15 protein-coding genes and 2 tRNA genes are annotated in these 21,591 nt (G+C 37.7%); 12 read left to right on the top strand and 5 right to left on the bottom strand.

Annotated features, from left to right (window positions below):
* Nucleotides 1-55: 55 nt before the first annotated feature.
* From AC4MRQ_RS01375 to mutS, 3 genes are all read right to left on the bottom strand, one after another.
* Nucleotides 56-142: transfer RNA gene (locus AC4MRQ_RS01375), tRNA-Leu, on the bottom strand.
* Between the two features lie 5 nt (nt 143-147).
* Nucleotides 148-223 (bottom strand) — tRNA-Gly (locus AC4MRQ_RS01380).
* Nucleotides 224-388: 165 nt separating this feature from the next.
* Nucleotides 389-3,010 (bottom strand): DNA mismatch repair protein MutS, encoded by a 2,622-nt coding sequence (gene mutS / locus AC4MRQ_RS01385; protein WP_491195840.1) that lies wholly within the window; start codon nt 3,008-3,010, stop codon nt 389-391.
* A gap of 523 nt (nt 3,011-3,533) precedes the next feature.
* Here mutS and AC4MRQ_RS01390 point away from each other — a divergent pair.
* The 10 genes from AC4MRQ_RS01390 to folK all read left to right on the top strand — a co-directional run bounded on the left by AC4MRQ_RS01390 (nt 3,534) and on the right by folK (nt 16,394).
* Nucleotides 3,534-6,704, top strand: a complete 3,171-nt coding sequence (locus AC4MRQ_RS01390) for a SusC/RagA family TonB-linked outer membrane protein (protein ID WP_491195841.1) — start codon at nt 3,534-3,536, stop codon at nt 6,702-6,704.
* Between the two features lie 18 nt (nt 6,705-6,722).
* Nucleotides 6,723-8,342, top strand: coding sequence for a RagB/SusD family nutrient uptake outer membrane protein (locus tag AC4MRQ_RS01395; RefSeq protein ID WP_491195842.1), 1,620 nt, complete (start codon nt 6,723-6,725; stop codon nt 8,340-8,342).
* 27 nt (nt 8,343-8,369) lie between these two features.
* Nucleotides 8,370-9,149, top strand: a complete 780-nt coding sequence (locus AC4MRQ_RS01400; protein ID WP_491195843.1) for a hypothetical protein — start codon at nt 8,370-8,372, stop codon at nt 9,147-9,149.
* Between the two features lie 121 nt (nt 9,150-9,270).
* Complete coding sequence (locus AC4MRQ_RS01405) at nt 9,271-9,681, top strand: hypothetical protein (protein ID WP_491195844.1); 411 nt, start codon at nt 9,271-9,273, stop codon at nt 9,679-9,681.
* Between the two features lie 17 nt (nt 9,682-9,698).
* Nucleotides 9,699-13,613: a T9SS type A sorting domain-containing protein gene (locus AC4MRQ_RS01410; RefSeq protein ID WP_491195845.1), complete on the top strand. Its 3,915-nt coding sequence runs from the start codon at nt 9,699-9,701 to the stop codon at nt 13,611-13,613.
* Nucleotides 13,614-13,871: 258 nt separating this feature from the next.
* Entirely contained in the window at nt 13,872-14,372 is a 501-nt protein-coding gene (locus AC4MRQ_RS01415) for an RNA polymerase sigma factor (RefSeq protein WP_491195846.1), read from the top strand.
* 76 nt (nt 14,373-14,448) lie between these two features.
* Nucleotides 14,449-14,907 carry a GAF domain-containing protein gene (locus AC4MRQ_RS01420; protein ID WP_491195847.1) on the top strand — a complete coding sequence of 153 codons (459 nt, stop codon included), beginning with the start codon at nt 14,449-14,451 and terminating at the stop codon, nt 14,905-14,907.
* Nucleotides 14,907-15,626, top strand: coding sequence for an SDR family oxidoreductase (locus tag AC4MRQ_RS01425; protein ID WP_491195848.1), 720 nt, complete (start codon nt 14,907-14,909; stop codon nt 15,624-15,626). The genes AC4MRQ_RS01420 and AC4MRQ_RS01425 overlap by 1 nt, the downstream gene beginning before the upstream one ends.
* A 34-nt stretch (nt 15,627-15,660) precedes the next feature.
* Nucleotides 15,661-16,011 (top strand): FolB domain-containing protein, encoded by a 351-nt coding sequence (locus AC4MRQ_RS01430; RefSeq protein WP_491195849.1) that lies wholly within the window; start codon nt 15,661-15,663, stop codon nt 16,009-16,011.
* Nucleotides 16,008-16,394 (top strand): 2-amino-4-hydroxy-6-hydroxymethyldihydropteridine diphosphokinase, encoded by a 387-nt coding sequence (gene folK, locus AC4MRQ_RS01435; RefSeq protein ID WP_491195850.1) that lies wholly within the window; start codon nt 16,008-16,010, stop codon nt 16,392-16,394. The genes AC4MRQ_RS01430 and folK overlap by 4 nt, the downstream gene beginning before the upstream one ends.
* 74 nt (nt 16,395-16,468) lie before the next feature.
* On the opposite strand, the gene AC4MRQ_RS01440 is transcribed toward folK, so the two are convergent.
* Nucleotides 16,469-17,242 carry a hypothetical protein gene (locus AC4MRQ_RS01440; RefSeq protein ID WP_491195851.1) on the bottom strand — a complete coding sequence of 258 codons (774 nt, stop codon included), beginning with the start codon at nt 17,240-17,242 and terminating at the stop codon, nt 16,469-16,471.
* A 236-nt stretch (nt 17,243-17,478) separates the two neighbouring features.
* Between AC4MRQ_RS01440 and AC4MRQ_RS01445 the strand changes: the two genes are divergently transcribed.
* Together AC4MRQ_RS01445 and AC4MRQ_RS01450 are read left to right on the top strand one after the other, a co-directional pair.
* Nucleotides 17,479-19,560 carry a tetratricopeptide repeat protein gene (locus AC4MRQ_RS01445; RefSeq protein ID WP_491195852.1) on the top strand — a complete coding sequence of 694 codons (2,082 nt, stop codon included), beginning with the start codon at nt 17,479-17,481 and terminating at the stop codon, nt 19,558-19,560.
* Nucleotides 19,561-19,582: 22 nt separating this feature from the next.
* Entirely contained in the window at nt 19,583-20,965 is a 1,383-nt protein-coding gene (locus tag AC4MRQ_RS01450) for a sigma-54-dependent transcriptional regulator (RefSeq protein ID WP_491195853.1), read from the top strand.
* A 438-nt stretch (nt 20,966-21,403) separates the two neighbouring features.
* Here AC4MRQ_RS01450 and AC4MRQ_RS01455 read toward each other — a convergent pair.
* Nucleotides 21,404-21,591 (bottom strand): [Fe-Fe] hydrogenase large subunit C-terminal domain-containing protein (locus AC4MRQ_RS01455; RefSeq protein ID WP_491195854.1); only part of this gene is annotated, 188 nt, incomplete at its 5' end.

The raw sequence follows: 21,591 nt of genomic DNA on the forward strand, positions 1-21,591 counted from the left end.
CAATTTATGAAAATAAAAATGCGCTTAAAACTTTCGTTTTAAACGCATTTTTGATTGGTACCCGAGGCGGGACTTGAACCCGCACGGCCTAATGGCCACAGGATTTTAAGTCCTGCGTGTCTACCAATTCCACCACTCGGGCATCCTTGGAGCGAAAAACGGGACTCGAACCCGCGACCCCGACCTTGGCAAGGTCGTGCTCTACCAACTGAGCTATTTTCGCAATTTAGTAATCCACCAATCTTAGACAGTGTCTTACTTTCAGTCTCATTTGCCCTCCCTGCGTATCAGAGTTTGTTTCTCAAATGCGGATGCAAATATAGAGGCTTTTTTTTTATCTCCAAACAAAACAATATCATTTTTTTGCAGAAAAGATGCGGGTCAGAAGTTATTTGCCTCCAACCCACCTTTTTATGTCGTTTAATTTATTTAGGGCTTCGACAGGTGTAAGGTTATTCACATCTAAAGTCATGATCTCATCCCGGATTTGCTTCAAAACTGGATCGTCTAATTGGAAAAAACTTAATTGCATTCCTTCCCGGTTATTTGAAATATCATCCATCGGTTTTGAAAGTTCACCTTTTCGATTAGAGTTCTCTAATTCGCCTAAGATGTCATTGGCGCGATTTACTACACTTTTGGGCATTCCGGCCATTTTAGCCACATGAATCCCAAAGCTATGGTTACTGCCTCCAGGCACCAGTTTTCGAAGGAAAATCACTTTATTATCTACCTCTTTAACCGACACATTATAGTTTTTGCATCGCTTATGGGTTTTTTCCATCTCATTTAGTTCATGATAATGAGTGGCAAAAAGTGTTTTGGCTCCGGCGCGCTTGTGCTCGTGGATATATTCAACAATAGACCAGGCGATGGAGATTCCATCATAAGTGCTCGTACCTCGCCCTAATTCATCAAATAAAACCAGGCTTCGTTCAGTCAAGTTATTCAGAATACTGGCTGCTTCATTCATCTCAACCATAAAGGTTGATTCTCCAAGACTAATATTGTCTGAAGCTCCAACACGCGTAAATATTTTATCTACCACTCCAATGGTGGCTGCTTCGGCCGGAACATAGCATCCAATTTGTGCCATTAAGGTAATTAGAGCTGTTTGGCGCAGCAGAGCTGATTTACCAGCCATATTTGGGCCTGTAATAATAATGATTTGCTGTTTGTTATTATCCAGGATTACGTTGTTGGGTATGTATTCTTCTCCTGCAGGAAGCTGTTTTTCAATAACCGGATGACGGCCAGCTGTTATACTAAGTTCCAGTTCATCATTAACAACAGGTCGTACGTATTTATTAAAAGTTGCCAGGTTATTAAAGGAAATAAGTACATCTATTTTAGCCAATAAAACTGCATCAAGTTGCATAGCCGGGATAAATTCGGCCAAAGCAATTATTAATTCATTGTAGAGTTTGGTCTCAATGGCTTGAATTTTCTCCTCTGCCCCAAGGATTTTTGACTCGTAATCTTTTAGTTCTTCAGTGATGTAGCGTTCTGCATTAACGAGTGTTTGTTTTCGAATCCATTCTTCAGGTACCTTATCCTTGTGCGTGTTTCTTACTTCAATGTAGTAACCAAATACATTGTTAAAAGCAATTTTGATACTAGGAATATTAGTCTCTTCGCTCAGGCGTTGTTGTAGGTTGGCAAGGTAGTCCTTCCCTGAGAAGGCGATTTTACGAAGTTCGTCGAGTTCTGAGTTAACACCAGTTTGAATTACACCGCCTTTAGCAACGAGAGTCGGAGGTTCATTTTCAATCTCGCGATGGATACGTTCGCGAATTGTTAAGCAAGCATTCAACTGATCGCCAATATGCACCAAATGTTCATTTTTACATTGTAAACACCTTTCTTTAATTGGTTCAATGGCAAATAGAGCTCTCTTTAATTGGATAAGTTCCCGAGGCGTAATTCGACCAGCAGCAACCTTTGCAACCAATCGTTCTAAATCACCAACCGAATGTAATTCTTCAACAATATCATTTTTAAGAGCAGGCTCTTTAAATAAATGTTCGACTACACTCAAGCGGTCCTCAATTGGCTTTACATCTTTAAGAGGGAGGGCAATCCATCGTTTCAACATGCGTGATCCCATTGGACTAATGGTGCAGTCTATTACATCGGTAAGTGACTTACCTCCTTCATTGAGCGATCCAAATAGTTCCAGGTTACGAATTGTGAATTTATCAAGCCATACGTACTTGTCTTCATCAATTCGCCCCAGTGCAGTAATGTGTTGAACTTTATGGTGCTGTGTCAAGTCCAGATAATGTAATATCGCTCCTGCCGCGATAATACCATAGCTAAGATTGTGTACGCCAAAGCCTTTCAAAGAATTTGTTTCGAAGTGTTTTAAAAGGCGATCATGCGCCGAGTCACTAGCAAAGGCCCAATCGTCAAAAGCATAGGTGTAATGTTTATCCCCAAAATATTCTTCAAATTCCTTGCGTTTACCTTTCTCGAATAATACTTCTTTCGGTTTAAAGTTGGTAAGAAGTTTATCAATATATTCAAAAGATCCTTCTGCTGTTAAAAACTCACCGGTTGAAATATCAAGAAAGGCTACTCCAGAAACCTTTTTATCAATGTGAATACTTGCAAGGAAGTTATTCTCTTTATGCTCAAGAATATTATCATTAATGGCTACACCTGGAGTGACCAATTCTGTGACCCCACGCTTCACTATCTTCTTAGTCATCTTAGGGTCTTCTAACTGATCGCATACCGCCACTCGCTCACCGGCTCTTACCAACTTGGGTAAATAGGTGTCCAGAGCATGGTGTGGGAATCCGGCCAATTCAACGTATGATGCAGCACCATTAGCTCTTCGTGTTAAAGTTATGCCAAGTATCTCAGATGTCTTAATTGCATCTTCTGAGAAAGTTTCATAAAAATCACCTACTCTAAATAATAATATAGCATCAGGGTATTTGTCCTTTATACTATAGTATTGTTTCATTAATGGTGTTTGTACCGGAGATTTATCTTTTTTTGCCAATGTAATCGTGTTTTTATTAATGCTTTTTTACAGGCGGTATAAAATTACGATGTTTATTTACCGCATTACCAAGAGGGCAAAAGTAAAATTATTCGGCTTAAATATAAAGACTTCAGGCTTTGAGTTATTTCTGTTAAATTTAATTACTTCGGTAAGTGTTATATTACAAAGTTGTTAAATATTTAATTAAAATTTGTAAGTAAAAAGATGTGGATGGAAGGTATAAGGAGTCATGAAGTATATGTTTTAAAAGTATTAAACTTAAAAGAAATTGTTAAAACATGTTATAGAGCAGGTCTGTGATTCATGTAATCTAACTTCTGATATGAAAGAAAATCTAAAGTACTTGCTTGATATTTCTTAGAGAAGTGCTGTTTATCTTGCAAATTAACAGTGGTGATCACAAGCCCGACAATTTGGTCTAATTTTAAGTGTTAAAATATTTTAAAATCCACAGAGGATTGTTATTTTTGTCGCTGTTAAAATAAAAATTGTCCTATTTATTAATTTAAACCTTTAGTCTATGAAGAAAGTTCTTTTCGCACTTTCGATTATGGTTATGCTTGGTTTGCATGTACTCGCGCAAACCACGAATGTGACTGGTAATGTGACTGATGCAATCGATGGAAGTCCCATTCCAGGTGTTTCAGTTTTTGTTAAGGGAACTACAATTGGTACTGTAACCACTCCCGATGGGAATTACAGTCTTGCAGTTCCAAGTGATGCTACGGCAATTGTATTCTCGTTTGTTGGTATGACAACTCAGGAAGTACCCTTTACAGGACAAACGACAATAAATGCTGTAATGCAGAGCGATGCTGTTGATGTGGATGAAGTAATTGTTGTAGCCTATGGTACTTCAACAAAAGGTTCTTACACGGGATCAGCAGCTGTAGTTAATTCGGAGACTATTGAGAAACGACAGGTTTCCAATATTTCCCAGGCTTTATCTGGTGCTGCAGCAGGTGTGCAGGTACTAAGCGATAATGGCCAGCCTGGCGAGGATGCAAAGATTCGTATTCGTGGTGTTGGATCAATTAATGCCGACTCTGATCCTTTATACGTGGTAGATGGCGTTCCATTTGATGGGGATTTGTCTTCAATTAGTTCGTCTGATATTGAGTCAATGACAGTATTAAAAGATGCTGCATCTACAGCATTGTATGGTTCTCGTGGTGCTAATGGTATCATTATGATTACAACTAAGAAAGGTAAATCTGGTAAAGTTGTAGTTAATTTTGATGCAAAGTATGGTATGAATTCTCGTGCTGTTGAGAACTATGACGTATTAACCAGCCCTCAGAATTATTATGAGACTACTTATAAAGCTATTTATAGTGCAGGAGTCAACCAATTAGGGCTTTCACCTACCGAGGCAAATGCTTACGCTAATGCAACGATTACTTCAAATGGTGATGGTGGTCTAGGATATCAGGTTTATACAGTGCCAGATGGTGAGCTGTTTATTGGTGCCAATGGAAAACTTAATCCAAATGCAACCTTGGGTTACAGTGATGATGATTATTACTATACACCTGACAATTGGGCGGATGAAACTTTTAAAACGAATCCAAGACAAGAGTATAACCTATCTATTTCAGCAGGTACGGACAAGAACTCATATTATCTTTCATTCGGATATTTGGATGATCAGGGTATAGTTGATGGTTCAGGTTTTTCTCGTTTCTCGGGACGTTTAAAAGGTGACCAGAAAGTTTCAGATTGGCTAAAAGTTGGTGCTAATGTTAATGTCAATAGTATTGAAAGTAATTATCCCGATTCTCAGGTATCTACAAGCTCGAGTGGTAATGCTTTCTTTATTGCTAATTATATTGCTCCTATTTATCCATTATATGTGCGTAGTGCTGAAGATATGCAGATTATACAAAATAATGGACGTAATACTTATGATTATGGAGATGGTGTAAGTACAAATTTTGACCGTCCGTTTATGGCTATTGCTAACCCGGCTGGGGATCTTAAATACAATAAGAGAGACTATATCACGGATGTTGTAAACTCAAGTTGGTTTGCTGAGCTTTCGCCTCTTGAAGGATTGAAGGTTAATGCACGTTATGGCTTAAATGTTGAAAATAAGCGCCATAATGATCTTGGTAATGCCTATATGGGACAAAGTGCCGCTTATGGAGGTACAGCATGGCAACAGTCATACAGAACAGTTGGGTTTAACCAACAATATGTGGCAAATTATCAATTTGCTCTAATGGATGAGCATCAATTTGATATCACAGCTGGTTATGATGGTTATAAATACACATATGAATACATTTTTGCATCAGGGCAGAATTTGTATAATCCTGAATCATATTACGTAAATAACGCGATTGATCAATTGCGCGGTGGTGGTAAGAAAGATGAATATGCAACAGAAGGACTTTTTGTTCGTGTAAATTATTCATTAAGGGATACCTATTTCTTCAATGTAGCTTATCGCCGAGATGCATCTTCTCGTTTCCATCCGGATAATCGTTGGGGTAATTTCTATTCTGCCAGTGGAGCATGGTTAGTCAGCAATGAGCCATTTATGGATGGACTACCTTGGATTAATATGTTGAAGTTGAAAGCTTCGTATGGTGAACAAGGTAATGATGCTATCGGAAACTATTATGCATACATCGACCAATTTGAAGTTGGTGGTGCCGATGGTGTTTTCTCAGATGGTGCATTAGATTATAAGGGTAACCCAGATTTGACTTGGGAAACATCAACTACTTCTAATGTAGGAGTTGACTTTGCTTTAATAAATAACAGATTATCAGGTACGGTCGAGTATTTCGGACGTAAATCGTCTGATATGCTATACTACAAGCCGGTTAACCCAAGTGCAGGATTCCCGGAAATTCCTATGAATGTTGGTTCGATGACCAATTCTGGTTTAGAGATCGATTTAGCATACACTATCATAAAGAATTCCAACTTAATGTGGAATGTAACTGCTAACGCAACGTTCATTAAGAATAAAATTAACGAACTTCACCCTGATCTAGGTGGTAATTTTGTTGATGGAACAAGAATATATGAAGAAGGAGAATCGATGTATCGTATGTACCTGGTTGAATATGCTGGTGTAAATAATGAGACAGGAGAGGCTATGTATGTAGCTCTGGATGAGGATGGCGCTGAGTTTGAAACAGCTGATTATGCCTTGGCTAGTACTTACAAACAAGCAAGCGATGATTTACTTCCAACAGTTTATGGTGGTATCGGAACTTCTATTGAAGCTTTTGGTTTTGATGCTTCTATACTAGCTTCATACCAGTTAGGAGGAGAAATCTATGATTCAGGCTACCGTCGCTTAATGCATAGTGGTTATTCTAGTAGCGCAGGTCAAAACTGGCATAAGGATATCTACAATGCCTGGACACCAGAAAACCCAAATACTGATGTTCCACGTTTGAATGCCAACGATAGATATGCCAGCTCAACTTCAACACGCTTCTTAACAAGTTCTGATTATTTCAGCCTTAATAACATTACTATTGGATATACGCTTCCTAATCAGCTATTGAGTAGTTTGAATATCTCTAAGGTTCGAGTTTATTTATCGGCTGAGAATGTGGCTTTATGGACAAAAAGAAAGGGGTTGGATCCTCGTCAAAGCTTTACTGTAGCTACTACAGCGCGTTACACTCCAATTCGTACAATTTCTGGAGGTCTTAATCTGGCGTTTTAACAATTTTAAATGATTGATATGAAAAGGAAATATTTATATATATTATTAGCACCCGTTTTTATGACTTTCTTCGGGTGTGAAGATAACCTTGATACTGCACCGGAGGGAGGTATAGTTACCCAAGGTATAAAGGAAGAGGTTTATGCGAACGACCCTTCAAAGGCTAAAGCTAGTGTAAATTCTATATTTGCTCAGTTTACGCAGTATACTCCTAATTATACGGCATTAGGTGATAGAACGCGTCATAATGACTTTGGATATCCATCTGTTATGATGTTTACCGATGCAAACGGTGAAGATATGGTGATGGAAGTTATTGGTTATAACTGGGCCAATAGCAGCCTTGATTTTTCCGATCGCGAATTTGATTCGGACGAGGCACAGATTGTTTGGAACGATATGTATTCCATTATTTACAATTGTAATACTGTAGTTGGAGCAATTAGTCCGGATACTGATAATAGTACATCGCAATTTTTCCTGGCGCAAGGTTTAGCTACTCGCGCTTTTAGTTATTGGAATTTGGCACAATTATATCAGTTTAATTATAAGGGTAACGAAACAGCACCATGTGTACCTCTTGTTACACATGAGAATGCTAATGATGTTGCAGTAAATGGTGCACCAAGGGCTTCTGTTCAAGAGGTATATGACCTAATATTAGCAGATATTAATACAGCAGTTACATTATTAAAAGCTGCTGAGGAGGCAGAAGAACGTGTTGTTCGTGACGATAAACGTTATATTAGTTTAGCAGTTGCCTATGGTTTACGTGCTCGTATTTATTTGACAATGCATAATTATGCCGAGGCTGCAGCTGACGCTCAGCGTGCTATTGACGCAAGTGACGCTAATCCTGGTTCAATTGCTGATATTGGTAAACCTTCATTTATGTCAGTAACTGAGAATAACTGGATGTGGGGTATTATAATTGCCGAGACTGATGGTGTTGTTACTTCGGGTATTGTTAATTGGATTTCTCATTTAGGTTCACTAAACTGGGGATATTGTAATTACAATGGAGGAAGACAAATTAGTAAAAAACTATTTAATACAATTCCTGATACAGATATTCGTAAAGGTTGGTTTTTAGATGGTAATGGGGAGTCTGCTAATTTAACACCTGAGCAAGCAGCTCAAATGGCGGACGTAGGTTATCGTCCTTATACGCATGTGAAGTTTGCACCTTATAATAATGAGGTTGCAACTACAACCAATGCAAATGATGTACCGTTGATGCGTATTGAGGAAATGTACTTAATCAAGGCAGAGGCGCAAGCAATGAGCGGTGGCGATGGTAAAGCAACATTAGAAAACTTTATTCAGACTTATCGTGATCCAAGTTATACATGTTTGGTTTCTAGCCCTGAAGATGTTCAGGAAGAGGTATGGCGTCATCGTCGTATTGAATTGTGGGGTGAAGGTTTAAACTGGTTTGATATTATGCGCCTAAATAAAGGAGTTGATCGTCGTGGAGCTGGATATATTAATGCTACAATGGTATTTAATATCCAACCTAAAGAGGATATTTTATTATGGAGAATATCAGAACCAGAGATTGAGGCTAATCCTGCACTTAGTCATAGCGATAATAACCCAGCTGCACCGGCGCCAGAACCAGTGCCAGATGTAGAATAATTTTGTTTTACCATTAATTTTGATTATATGAAGTTTGATAAATTATATATAGTTCTTCTGCTTGCTATGACTACTTTGTTTGTAGGATGTAGTGATTGGGAAGATACAGTGGAACCTAGTCCTACTGTTCCGGAAGGAAATCCAGCAATCAGGTTTGATGCAAATAACTCTTCTGATATCTTATTAGATCCGGCAATAACAACAGAATTCACTTTAACTGTGAAGCGTAATAATGAATCTGATGCATTAGAAGTTCCTGTTATTGTTGTAACAAATACTGAAAATAGTTTTGCAGTTCCTGAAAAGGTATCTTTTGCAGCAGGTTCTGCAACTGCGAGTCTTACAATTGTTATGACTGATGATGCACCAAAAGGAAAAGCACTGCCAATTACCCTTAAGTTTGATGATGCACAAACCAATCCGTATTTACCCGAATATTCAGCCTATTACGGGAGTGTATATATCTCAGACTGGGAAACCGCAGAGACAGGAACTTACACTAGTTGGTGGACTGAAACCAGTTGGACACACGACTTAGAGTATTCTCCCGCAAATGAACAATATCGATTCCGTGATTTGTTAGCCGAAGGGTATCATTTTGTATTTGAGTGGGATGGAGCTAATGAAATTACTCCAATACCTGAAAAAGTTGAGTCAGGCTATGTACACAGTACTTATGGTATGGTGAGTGCTACGACCGAAGCGGCAACATATGACGAAGCAACGAAGACCTTTACTTTTACCAGAAAATGGACTGTTGATGCAGGTTCTTTTGGGTCAGGAGATGATACTTATACAATAGATTAGATTTAATTAATAATAAAGAAAAGCTGCCTTAGGGCAGCTTTTTTTGTATCTTATTGTTTCTTTCATCTTTCCTAATTTTTTCTACCTTTATGCACCTTTATTATATATCAAATTAATGTTTATGAAAGTGTTAAGCCTAATCTGTCTGGCTCTTCTGTTTGTTCAGTGTCAGAGTATAAAACAAACAACTGATGAGAAATCAATTGAACAGATAGCCCAAGATGTTTTTGGAAAAAATGTCAATATCAAGTATAATACAGAAAAGACATTTGCCATATTTGTTACTGAAAAAAAGCCCGATATGGAAAACCCGGTGAATGCCTTGGAATTTGGGATATTCAATATGGAGAAAAAGGCTTTGGTTTATCGCGAACAAAAGTATAATGCTCGCGTTGGATGGTATAATAACACGCATGTTGTTGTTAATTCCAGACCAGGAGTGAAATCGTTGAATCCCGAAGAGGATAAACTGATGCGTGAGTATTATATAAATACTCAAACATTGGAAAAGACATCAGAACAACCCAATTAATAATTTAAACCTTTAAAATGAGAAAGAACTACGTTATCACTTTTTTAACAGCATGTATCGTGCTTGGTTTTGTTATTACCAGGAAGGGTAAACAACCGAATCAGAATAGAAAAGAATTACCGACTTCAGAAAACTTGATCCGAAAGCAAATTGAAAATAAGATTGAACGTCGGAAAGCTGGATATGCTAAACCAGATAAACCAGATAAATTTCTAGAGTATATCCATACATTAAAAACAGGAGGCATACCTGAAAATAATTATGCGACTAATAACGCATTAGCAGAATTGAGCAAGGCAAAGTTGTCTGAGCCAAGTTTAAAATCAGCTAAGACATTAAACTGGATACAAAGAGGTCCGGGAAATGTTGGAGGCCGTACTCGTGGTTTGATTATTGATCCCGATGATACAAGTGGGAATACTTGGTATACAGGACCTGTTGGTGGTGGAGTATGGAAAACTGTGGACGGAGGAGTAAATTGGACAAGCCTGACGTTAGATTGGCCAAATTTGTCGGTTAGTTCTCTTGCGATGTCACAATCAAACCATGACGTAATGTATGCAGGAACGGGTGAAGGTTTTGGGAACCTTGATGCGATTAAAGGTAATGGGATATTTAAGACAACTGATCGTGGAAACAATTGGATTCAGCTAGAGTCGACGGCTACTTCTGAAAACTTTGCTTATGTGAATCGTTTGGTTGTTGATCCAGAAAATGAGAATATTGTTATCGCTGTAACAAATAGTGGCATATTTAAGTCCGTAGATGGCGGTACTTCCTGGGATCAGAAGTATATTCCTGAAGGCCGAATTCAGGATGTGGTGATTAAGCCGGGTAACTTTAATGAGTTATTTGCCAGTGAAAATAACATTGGAATTTTGTCATCTGTTGATGCTGGAGAAAATTGGAAATTAGTTAAAAGCATAAAGCAGGGACGAATTGAATTAGTTACATCTAAAAACTTCCCAAAACATCTGTATGCGTTGACTTCAGTGTCGAATCTTTACTATTCGCACGATGGTGGTGATAATTGGGAGGTGACCTCTCAAGGCACAAAGGTTGAATTCTTGAGTAGTCAGGGATGGTATAATAATACAATGGTGGCTCATCCAATAAATGAGAATATCCTTTTTGTCGGTGGGGTTGACCAATATAAAGTCACCTTTGGCTCAGAAGAAGATGAAACAGCAACTTCAGTATATGATATCACATTAACTAATACCGATTTTCTATCATGGAAAGACATGAATGGGCAGTATTTAGCTGGTGGAGTATTAATGAATGAAGCTAATTCCAGCCTTTTTACCGATATAGAACTCACATTCGGAAATGGGGAAACACAAAAGGCTCATCGTTTTACTCAACCAATGGAAGGAGATCCGACCTATCAGGATTATGTTGAAGTTCCTTTTACAGTAATGGATAAAACAAACAATCAGCAACTGATGATTTCATTTATTGATGAGAACGAAGATGGTCAGTTTGATATTGGTACTTCAACAATAGAGCAGGTTTTTATTCATATCGTTGATTATAATGATACAGACGCTTCAATAGAAATAAGTGGGGAAGAAGGGATCGAATTTAATAAGGTTTTAGGAATGAATCCTGTGTTAGCTGATGGTTATACCTGGGATCCAGAAAACCTTCCGGAGGCATCTATTTTGTTTGATCAATACGATCTTAAGAAAACAAAGATTACATCAGTTAAGCAAACAGTTTGGCATCCAAGTACAGCCTCAAATTACTCTCATGCCGACCATCACAATATGGCTGTAATAGAAGGAGTAGGAGAACCGTTTCGAATTGTTAATTGTAATGATGGGGGCGTGTTTATTTCCGATGATGGAGGTATTAATTGGGAAGAACGTATAAGCGGGTATGTTACTACTCAGTTTTATGGTATTTCGAGACATCCAGATAAAAATATTTATCTTTCTGGAGCTCAGGATAATGGCACTTGGCTGTCTCCTGAGAATCCCGATAAAATGAGTGATTGGATTAAAACTTGGGGAGGTGATGGATTTGAAACAGCATGGAATGCTGCTGACCCAGACAAGATGGCTATGTCGATTTATAATAATGAAATTAATATCACTTATGATGGGGGGCAAACATGGAGTACTGCTGGTATTGGCGATACTGGAGAAGATGCACCTTTTGTAACTAGAATTGCTAATGACCCTTCCAATCCTGATTTAATGTTTGTTGGAGGAAAAAGTGGTGTGTGGCGATCAATTGATTTTGGAAAAAACTGGAATCTTGTTACTATGCCATCAGATACATGGAATTATGGTAGTAGCTATCCGCATGTGGCAATAAGTTCAGCAAACAGTAAATATGTTTGGGCTGGTAATGCAATATCAAGTGCTAATGATATTGCATTATCATCAGATGGCGGAAAAACTTTTGGAACGGTGACAAAACCACCTGGTATTGGAGCATTTATTTCTGAAATAATTGCCCATCCAACGAATGAGAATGCTGTTTTTGTATTATTTGCACAAAACCAACATCCGAAAATTCTTTATAGTGATGATCTGGGTAATACCTGGTCTGATTTGACACAGTTTGATAGTGGAGAGAGTGAGAATGGTTTCCCAAATGTAGCGGTTTATTCTTTGGCAGTTATGCCATATAACACTGATATTATTTGGGCAGGAACTGAAATTGGTATCTTCGAATCGACAGACGGGGGGCAATCATGGCACTACGCTAATAATGGATTACCTGCTGTATGTATTTGGGACATGAAAATTGTTAGTCAACAGATGGTAGTTGCAACGCATGGTTTGGGTGTTTGGACACTTGATATTCCGGAGATAGTTGTAGATAAAAAACCCTTGATTAAGAATGCTGGGAAAACGCCTACAGGTTCTTTTAACTATCAAATAGAATTTTTTAAAGATTATGGCAATGTCGAAATCTATATTGATGATCAGTTAAAAAGCAATATTGAAGATGTTTCAACTGGTGTATTAAATATAGAAATTCAGCATGAATCATCGAAAAGTGAATTATCAAGTTATATTAAGGCTTTTAATGGTGAATCTTTTGATATTTCAAATTATATGTGGATTGCGAATCCTGCATATGAAGAACCAATTGAGAAGTATATGAACCCATTCACAACAAGAAAGTATGATTTTATTGGCTCTGGTTTTAGAATTTCAAAAGAGTTATTTGGCGATTGGGCCATACATACTGACCATCCATATGCTGAAGCTAAGGACATCATATATACCTTAACGCATCCGATCATTGTTGGTGACAATGAGAGTGAGGCTTTATTATCGTATCGGGATATAGCACTTGTTGAACCTGGAGAAGAAGGTACCAAGTATGGTGATGATGAATATTGGGATTATGTAATTGTAGAAGGAACAAAAGATGGTATAACGTGGTTGCCTTTAGCCGATGGGTATGATGTTGATAAAGTATCAGCGTGGAGGGATTTTGCGGATGCAGATAATAACTATAGTAAAATTGGAGAAACGCCAGATTCTGAAGATCTTTTTGTAGAGCACACGATCAATCTGCATGATACTTTCGAAGCGGGAGATATAATCTTAGTACGATTCCGTTTATATTCAGATATGTATACTGTGGGATGGGGATGGATAATAGATGATATAATAATACAAGAGACTGGTACATCAACAGGTTTGGAAAATGAGTCAAATGATTCTTTTAAAGTAAGTCCTAATCCGGCTTCGACATACATGGATATCCAACTGGAATCGCCAGATAAAGGTGAGATCAGAGTTGCATTATACGATTTGTCTGGACGGACATTAGTTTTGAAAGATTATTATAAGCAAGGAACGAATTGGAATCAAAGAATAGAAATTGGTGATCAGAAGCCAGGCATGAAGATTTTAACCATCTCAATTAATGACAAGATTTTTAAAAAGAAAGTTTTAATAAAATAGTAATATCATAATATTGATGAAAGGGGGAGCATTTGCTCCCCCTTTCTTGTTAAAACATATTTTTTAAGGCATGATTACCTAACTATTTAGAATGAACAATTAGTGGTGTTTTAGTAGTCTGTATTTGAGATGAATATCTATAATCTTATTTAGAAGTTTAAAATAAATAAAAGATAAAAATATCTTAAAATATTGTACAGGACAAACTTTTAAGCTATATTTGTTCAATAATTTTGTAATTAAATAAAACACAATGATATGACCGCAGTACAATTTGACCAAAGATTATTAAGTATGCAGGATAAGCTTTTGTACTTTGCTTTGAGCTTAACTGCTAATGATGAAGATGCCCGTGATTTGTTACAAGAAACCACGTTAAAAGCTTTGACATATCGCGATCAGTTTGTAAATAATACCAACTTTAAAGCTTGGGTTTTCACAATTATGAAGAACACTTTTATTAACAATTACCGCAGGGACCAGAAAACGCGCAACACTTTCGATAGTACTGAAGATGCTATTCGTTCGGCCTATAAAAGGAATTATGCATCCGAAACACCTGAAAATGTATATGCGGTGATGGAAATGAATTCTAAAGTAGAAAAATTAGAAGATGAATTTAGAATTCCATTTAAAATGCATACACAAGGCTTTAAGTATAAGGAAATTGCTGAGAAGTTGCATTTGCCGATAGGAACTGTAAAAAGCCGTATATTTTTCACTCGAAAGAAGTTGCAGGAAATGCTAAAAGACAAATAGTTTTAGTTGATAGGGATAACGTTAACCGGTGTAATTTTGTAATTTGCACCGGTTTTCATTTTTAAATACATTGTTGATGAAAGAGCATAGTAAAGCAAATCGATATCTAAGAGTTTATGATCAGATAAAGCAATTAATTGAAGCCACGGATAATCCGGCATCACGGATGGCAACCATAAATGCCGTTTTACACCATAAATTCAACTATTATTATTGGACAGGTTTTTATGAGTTAATTAATGGAAAGTTGTTAGTTGGTCCATATCAGGGGCCGGTAGCTTGCTTAAAGCTCAAGAAAGATACTGGAGTATGCTGGGCAGGAATCAATCAAAAAGAGACTGTGGTGGTGCCTAATGTTCACGATTTCCCTGGCCATATTGCTTGTTCATCAGCTAGTAATTCTGAAATTGTTGTACCCGTGTTTAACGGTGATCAAGTTGTGGCCGTACTCGATGTTGATAGTAAAGAGTTAAACTCTTTCGATGAAACAGATCGTGTTGGACTAGAGAAAATTGTTAATTTGATATATAATTAATGAATAATGAAGTTCTCATAACAGGAGCTGCAAGGCGAATTGGGCAATACCTGACACATCATTTTGCAAAGTTGGGTTACAGCGTCATAATGCATGTTAATAATAGTGAGGATGAAGCACACAAGTTGCAGGCCTCATTGAAAGATAGCTATCCTGCTCAACAATTCGAGGTTTTTAAGTATGATCTAAGGAATTGGAAAGTGCTTAGCCAGCCTGTTAATGATTTGTTTGATCAAATTGGTACGCCAGACTTAATTATTCACAATGCAAGTTATTATTTGGAGAAAGATTTGATTAATACCTCAGAAGAGGATATGGAAGCGATGATGGCTATTCATCTCTTTTCACCAATGGTGATTGGCCGAGAGTTACGTAAGAAAGGTGAGAAAGGACAAGTAATATCAATTCTAGATACCGCAATCGTTTCGAATGCAAGCCATCATGGAATGTATTTATTAGCAAAGAAATCTTTGGCTGAGTATACTAAAATGGCCGCATTGGAATGGGCTCCTGAAATAAGAGTTAATGCAATTGCACCTGGTCCTGTATTACCTGTCGAGACTAAAAGTCAAAGCGATTTTAATAAAGTTGTAGATTCAAGTCCGCTTAAAACACAAGTTGAATTAAACAGTATTTCTTCAAGTATTGATTATTTATTAGCAAATAAAAACATAACTGGTCAGATAATCTATTGTGACTCTGGTCAACATTTGCTGTAATTGTTCGTTTTATCCTTATACCAAACAGAATACCATGGGAAAATTAAGGATAAAAAACCTCTTGTTGCGAAGCTATGTCGGCTTTAATCCTCACGAGATTGGCAAGCGTCAGGATCTCATGCTGAATATATCAATTGATTATCTTTCAGGTAAAGAAGAGGAAAGTGATAAACCGGAGGATGCTCTTGATTACAGGACAATCACCAAAGAACTTATTGGAAAAGTTGAGAACAGTCGTTTTAACCTGTTAGAGGCATTGGCTCGAATGGTTCTTGATACTATAATGACATATGAACGCGTGCAAGCAGCCGAGGTTGAAATAGATAAACTTCATGCCTTACGCTTTTCAGAGAGTGTATCCATAACATTATCAGCTGAGAAATGAATTCGATTGAACAGGTAATTATTGGAATTGGTTCTAATATTGAGGCGGAGAAATATATTCCGGCTGCAGTTAGAGAACTAAAAATGATTGGGGAACTGGTCAAGATGTCTGAAATACTTGTTACAAAACCTATTGGTATTACAGATCAGGAAGATTTTTCAAATGCTGCTGTGCTGTTAAGCGTCTCTCTATCTTTGCAGGATTTGACCTTTAAGCTTAAGGCAATTGAAGATAAGTTAGGGCGGGATCGTAGTCGTCCTAAATTTGGTCCACGGGAAATAGATTTAGATGTGGTGGTTTATAATGGAGAAATTGTTGATGACGATTATTATTCTCGCGATTTCCTACAAGAACTTGTAGATCAGTTGCAGACAAAAAAATAGAGTTGGCTCGCCAGAACCAACTCTACACCTTTATCACCATTATTAACCTAACCTTTGCTAGGTATGAAAAGAAATTACAGTTTAATACTTTTACCAATATTAAGTGAGAACCAAACAAGGTTTTCATCCATCCCTGCCGGAAGCAGGGCATCTAATGTTCTCTGGTAGTTTACACTGGTCGACAAAGTTATTAGCTTCACATCAAAAGAACATGACAAATGTTGTGAAAAGAATCCCCAACCCGGTTCGATAGCGTAACTCACAGCTCCTTGGTTGTTGCTAATCACTGACTTAGCTTCTATGTTTAATTTTTTGTATTTTCTGTTAAACTTTATTAAAAATTCATGAATACCGGCAGCTCTGATACCTACATCACGTCCAAGTTGGTGATAATAATAGAAATCATAGCCACTTGTTATTTTTAAACCGGTACTTTCTGAAATAACCAACGGAAAGTGAATACCAGCATTATATTTCATGCCTTGGTAATAATCTTGTTTATCTGTATCCTCATTGACCGGCAAATACCAGTAATTGACGTACCCATGCAGGTTAATATTCCAGTTTTGAGGCTTTTTATACAGGTTTACGCTGTGATCAACGATAATATCCCACTCATCCAACGCATGAAATTTCCGATCGTATGGAATACTAAACCAAGCCATCACAGTAGGCCCTTTGTCAATGTGATAATAAACTCCAGGTTGGAAGCATGCCTGATTGGCACTTAGTGTCCGGCCATGAGCAATGTAGTTTGTGGTATTACCCCAGTCAAGGCTTAGTTTGCCCTGTGCTTTTAAATGTTGCGCAATGATAACCACAAAAGCTATCAATACTATTCTTTTCATTGCGTTCCTTAATTACATGAATGATAAAATCGCGGCAAAAATAGTATGCTAAATAACCTGAAAACAATGACTTTGAACGGGCAAAAACATGATTAAAATCGCTGTGTTAATAAATGCTAATTTAACAATGCGTGGAGCCAGTGTTGGAAAGACTTTTTGTCTTTGATAAACTTATGATGGATGGATCATCATGTTTATAAAATCTTTTCTACTTTTAAACAACAAATATTACATAGATGAATCAGCAACCTGTATCTAAATCTTCTTTGATTGTTAGCCTTTTGTTCTTCATATTGATAGGAAGTAATGTGATGTATGCGCAGGATGAGAGTCAGAAAGAACTGTTGCAAAAGCTGCAGAATGCTTCAACCAAAGAAGAGGTTAGTATCTATAACCATTTATCTAAATCTTATATCTATAATGACCCACAACGCGCTATAAAATATGCAGAACAAGCTCTGCAAATAGCCAATCGAATCGGAGATAAACGAGGTATGGCAGAAGCTTATAATAACCTTGGTTTGGGTTACTATTTCATCAACGATTACAAGAGTTTGCTGGAATCGTATCGTAAATCATTATCAACATATCGTGCCATTGGCGATAACCAGAGCATGTCAACACTTTCATCTACCTATTTTCGTTTAAAGCAGTCAGAAACAGCCTTAAAAAACTACAAGCGCTCACTGAATCTATATATCAAAGAAAAGAACTGGGAAAAAATTGCTGAAACTTATAAAAACATGGCAGATGTTTATAAAGGAATAGCCGATTATCCACTTGCTTTAAGGTTTTATGAAAAAGCGCTGAAGATTGTTGAGGAAGGAGAAGGGGATGAGTCTAAGGGGGAGGTGATACGCCTGTTGGATCAAATCGGACAGATCTGGTTTTTTCAGAAAGAGTATGACACAGCTTTAATCTATTTTACCCGGATGCAACACATGCTCGAAGAACTTGGTGACGAAAGAAATATCTCGATACTATTGAGCAATATAGCCAATGCCTACTTTTCTAAGGGTGATCTGGAAGAATCCTTCAAATATTATCAGGATGCATTGAAGATGCACATCGACCAGAATAACCATTGGGAAGCATCGATGAGCCAGATGCGCATTGGAATGATTGAAGCACAAAAGGGCAATCTCCGAAAGGCAATTAAAAGCTATAACAAAAGTGTACGTTTGGCGAAGGTGGCAGAAGCCAATGACCTGCTTCGCGATAATTACCTGGTTTTATCAGAAGCTTATGAATCACTTGGTGAATTCAAGAAAGCTTATGAGTATCGAATTTTGCATTCCGATTTATCAGAAGCCATTGTGATGGAAGAGAACATTGCCAGTTTTGTGGATGCATTAGCGCTTCAGACTCTGGAAGAAAAGCAGCGCGAAAATGAGATTCTGCAAGCTAAAAACAAAAATTACTTGCTTGAATTGGATAAAGAGAACCTGGTTCGTTGGCGCTTATCGTTCGGATTTACGATTATTATCATGTCTCTTTTGGTTTTCATCATCTATTATCGTTACTATCTAAAAGGGCAGGAGAATAAGAACCTTGAGGAACGTATTTCAGAAGCCCTTAAGAAACAAGAAGAGCAACAACAGATAATTATGCATCAAAGCAGCTTGACATCTTTAGGAGAGTTGGCGGCTGGAATTGCGCATGAGATTAATCAGCCGGTTCAGAATATATCGCTTTCGGCAGAAAGTATTAAATATGAATTGGCTGAGGAAGAGGCTAACAAAGAATTCCTTGATCAATCGGTGAATGAAATTTTTGAAGATATTGTACGGGTGCGTCAAATTGTGGATCATATTCGCATATTTAGCAGTGGGCAAAAAGATGAAGTGGAAGAAGAGTTTGATGTAAGCGAATGTGTGAAAGCTGCCACCTCAATGATCGGTAATCAATATGCGAATCATCATATTGATCTGGATATGAACCTGTCGGACAATTTGCCAGCTGTATTAGGTAATCCTCATAAGCTTGAACAGGTGATTCATAACCTGTTGTCAAATGCTAAAGATGCAGTGGAAGAACAAAAGCAGAAAGATGAAGACTTAAATATGAAGGTCAGCATTGAGACTTACTTTAAGGATCAGCATGTTTATTTGTGTATTAAGGATAACGGGGTTGGCATTTCACCTACCCGCAAAACCGATATTTTTCTGCCATTTGTGACCAGTAAACAATTGGGTAAAGGGACCGGATTGGGATTGTCTATTTCCTATAGTTTAATTAAGGAAATGAGAGGGCGAATCGAAGTGAGTAGTGAACCCAATAAAGGGACATCAATGATTGTAATATTGCCGGTTGCATAAACTAACTAGAAACCAAAATTGAATGAACGACTTAAAAGTATTAATACTCGACGATGAATCTCGTATTACCGAGAAATTAAAATATCACCTTGAAAAGAGAAAATTTAAAGTTTTTACGGCCAATACACCCAATGAGGGCTTTGAGCTTTTAGAAAAGAAGCGGCCTGGGGTATTGATACTAGATGTGATGTTACCCGGTATGAATGGCTTGGATATTCTGGAGAAGGTGAAGCAGGATTATCCCAATCTGGAGATTATCATGATCAGCGGTTATGGTGATATGGACATGGTGATTCAGGCCATGCGGCAGGGTGCTTCTGACTTTATTCGCAAGCCTTTTCAGATTATGGATATTCAACTGGCCATTGAGCGAACTGAAAAGTTTTTGATGATGCAGTCAAAACTGGAGGCCGCCGAAAACCGTGGTGTTCTGGTTTCAAAAGAGCTGGAAGGAATGATTGAAAAAGACTTTGTCGGCGAAAGTCCACAAATTAAACGCATCCTGCAAATGGCCCTAAAAGCGGCTGAAGATGGTGACGTAAATGTGTTGGTTACCGGAGAAAACGGAACAGGGAAAGAGATCATATCTCGCATCATACACTTTGGAAGTCCACGCAAGAAGCAGGTATTTGCACCGGTCAACAGTTCGGCTATTCCTGAGTCCTTGCTCGAAAGCGAGTTTTTCGGTCATGTGAAGGGAGCCTTTACAGATGCTCGCGATGAGAAAAAAGGCTATTTTGAGTTGGCTAACCAGGGAACTTTATTCCTTGATGAAATTGCCGATATGCCCTATGCTTTGCAAGCTAAGTTATTACGAGCTATTGAGGAGAACCGTATTAAACGGGTAGGTAGTAATAAAGAAATTCCGGTTAATGTGCGTATTATCTCCGCTACCAATAAAAATATTGAGGACTTGATTAGCGAAAAGCAATTCCGGATTGACTTATTTCACCGTATCAACACTATTGAAATAAATATTCCGCCACTGCGAGAGCGGCCTGAGGATGTGTTACCACTGTTAAAGCATTTTGTAAAAAGCATTGCTAACAAAAAACGAAAGCCTATACCTGAGTTATCCAATGACCTGGTTAAAAAATTGCAGAAGTATAGTTTCCCTGGCAACGTACGCGAATTACGTAATATGGTCGAACGTGCCATGATTCTGTCAGATAACGATGTGCTTTTATCCGAAGATTTTCCTTTGAGGGGTGAAGACTCCGGTTCAGTTGTAAAGCCTGAAATAAGCAGTCTGAATATGGATGAGAACGAGCAGTTACTTATTGAAGCCGCCTTAAAAGAAGCAGATTTTAATCAAACCAAAGCGGCAACTTTATTGGGAATCAGCCGTGATGCATTGAAACGGAAGATTAAGAAGTTTGGTATTGAGATTGTTAAGGGGCTTTAATACCTGCAATCATTTAATGTAAACTCGTCAATTGTAAAGGAAAGACCTTAATCGTTTAATGAAAGGTCGCCCGTGGAAAAAACGAGCTTTAATCATTTGATGAAAGCTTGTCCAATGAAAAAAATGGTCTTAATCATTTAATGAAAGGCTGACATTTGGAAAAAACAGGCTTTAATCATTTAATGAAAGCTTGTCCAACGAAAAAGATGGTCTTAATCATTTGATGAAAGGTCAATTTATAGAAGAAGCCTTAAACATTTGTTGGCATGTTATACGGATTAATGAAGCTTCTCCGGGTTCACAGTTATAAAGGATCACCTATAAAAATCAAACCCACCCGTTATGTGGAAAACAGATGGGTTCGATATAACCAAAAGGAATGTATAAAAAATAATCGATTGGAGTTATAATATGCTCGTTAGCAATTACTCCAGTCGCTTATGCTAAAACAGTTTCTTTAGTGGTGGCTTCCTGAATCGCTTTTTTAAGTTTAGTTTGACTCACTTTAAGCGGAGATATATTAACTGGACCATTGATACAACCTCCATCGCAAGCCATTACCTCATAAAAGGAAGCGTCCGTTGCTTTTTTCTTTAGTAAAGACTTTAACAGACGTATGCTTTTCT

This window comes from Carboxylicivirga sp., from assembly GCF_982718395.1.

Excerpts from the sequence above, each read along its gene's own strand:
- AC4MRQ_RS01425 (WP_491195848.1), top strand. The coding sequence starts at position 14,907 with ATGAATAATGAAGTTCTCATAACAGGAGCTGCAAGGCGAATTGGGCAA.
- folK (WP_491195850.1), top strand. The coding sequence starts at position 16,008 with ATGAATTCGATTGAACAGGTAATTATTGGAATTGGTTCTAATATTGAG.
- AC4MRQ_RS01400 (WP_491195843.1), top strand. The coding sequence starts at position 8,370 with ATGAAGTTTGATAAATTATATATAGTTCTTCTGCTTGCTATGACTACT.
- AC4MRQ_RS01450 (WP_491195853.1), top strand. The coding sequence starts at position 19,583 with ATGAACGACTTAAAAGTATTAATACTCGACGATGAATCTCGTATTACC.
- AC4MRQ_RS01430 (WP_491195849.1), top strand. The coding sequence starts at position 15,661 with ATGGGAAAATTAAGGATAAAAAACCTCTTGTTGCGAAGCTATGTCGGC.
- AC4MRQ_RS01395 (WP_491195842.1), top strand. The coding sequence starts at position 6,723 with ATGAAAAGGAAATATTTATATATATTATTAGCACCCGTTTTTATGACT.
- AC4MRQ_RS01405 (WP_491195844.1), top strand. The coding sequence starts at position 9,271 with ATGAAAGTGTTAAGCCTAATCTGTCTGGCTCTTCTGTTTGTTCAGTGT.
- AC4MRQ_RS01390 (WP_491195841.1), top strand. The coding sequence starts at position 3,534 with ATGAAGAAAGTTCTTTTCGCACTTTCGATTATGGTTATGCTTGGTTTG.
- AC4MRQ_RS01410 (WP_491195845.1), top strand. The coding sequence starts at position 9,699 with ATGAGAAAGAACTACGTTATCACTTTTTTAACAGCATGTATCGTGCTT.
- AC4MRQ_RS01440 (WP_491195851.1), bottom strand. The coding sequence starts at position 17,242 with ATGAAAAGAATAGTATTGATAGCTTTTGTGGTTATCATTGCGCAACAT.
- AC4MRQ_RS01415 (WP_491195846.1), top strand. The coding sequence starts at position 13,872 with ATGACCGCAGTACAATTTGACCAAAGATTATTAAGTATGCAGGATAAG.
- AC4MRQ_RS01420 (WP_491195847.1), top strand. The coding sequence starts at position 14,449 with ATGAAAGAGCATAGTAAAGCAAATCGATATCTAAGAGTTTATGATCAG.
- AC4MRQ_RS01445 (WP_491195852.1), top strand. The coding sequence starts at position 17,479 with ATGAATCAGCAACCTGTATCTAAATCTTCTTTGATTGTTAGCCTTTTG.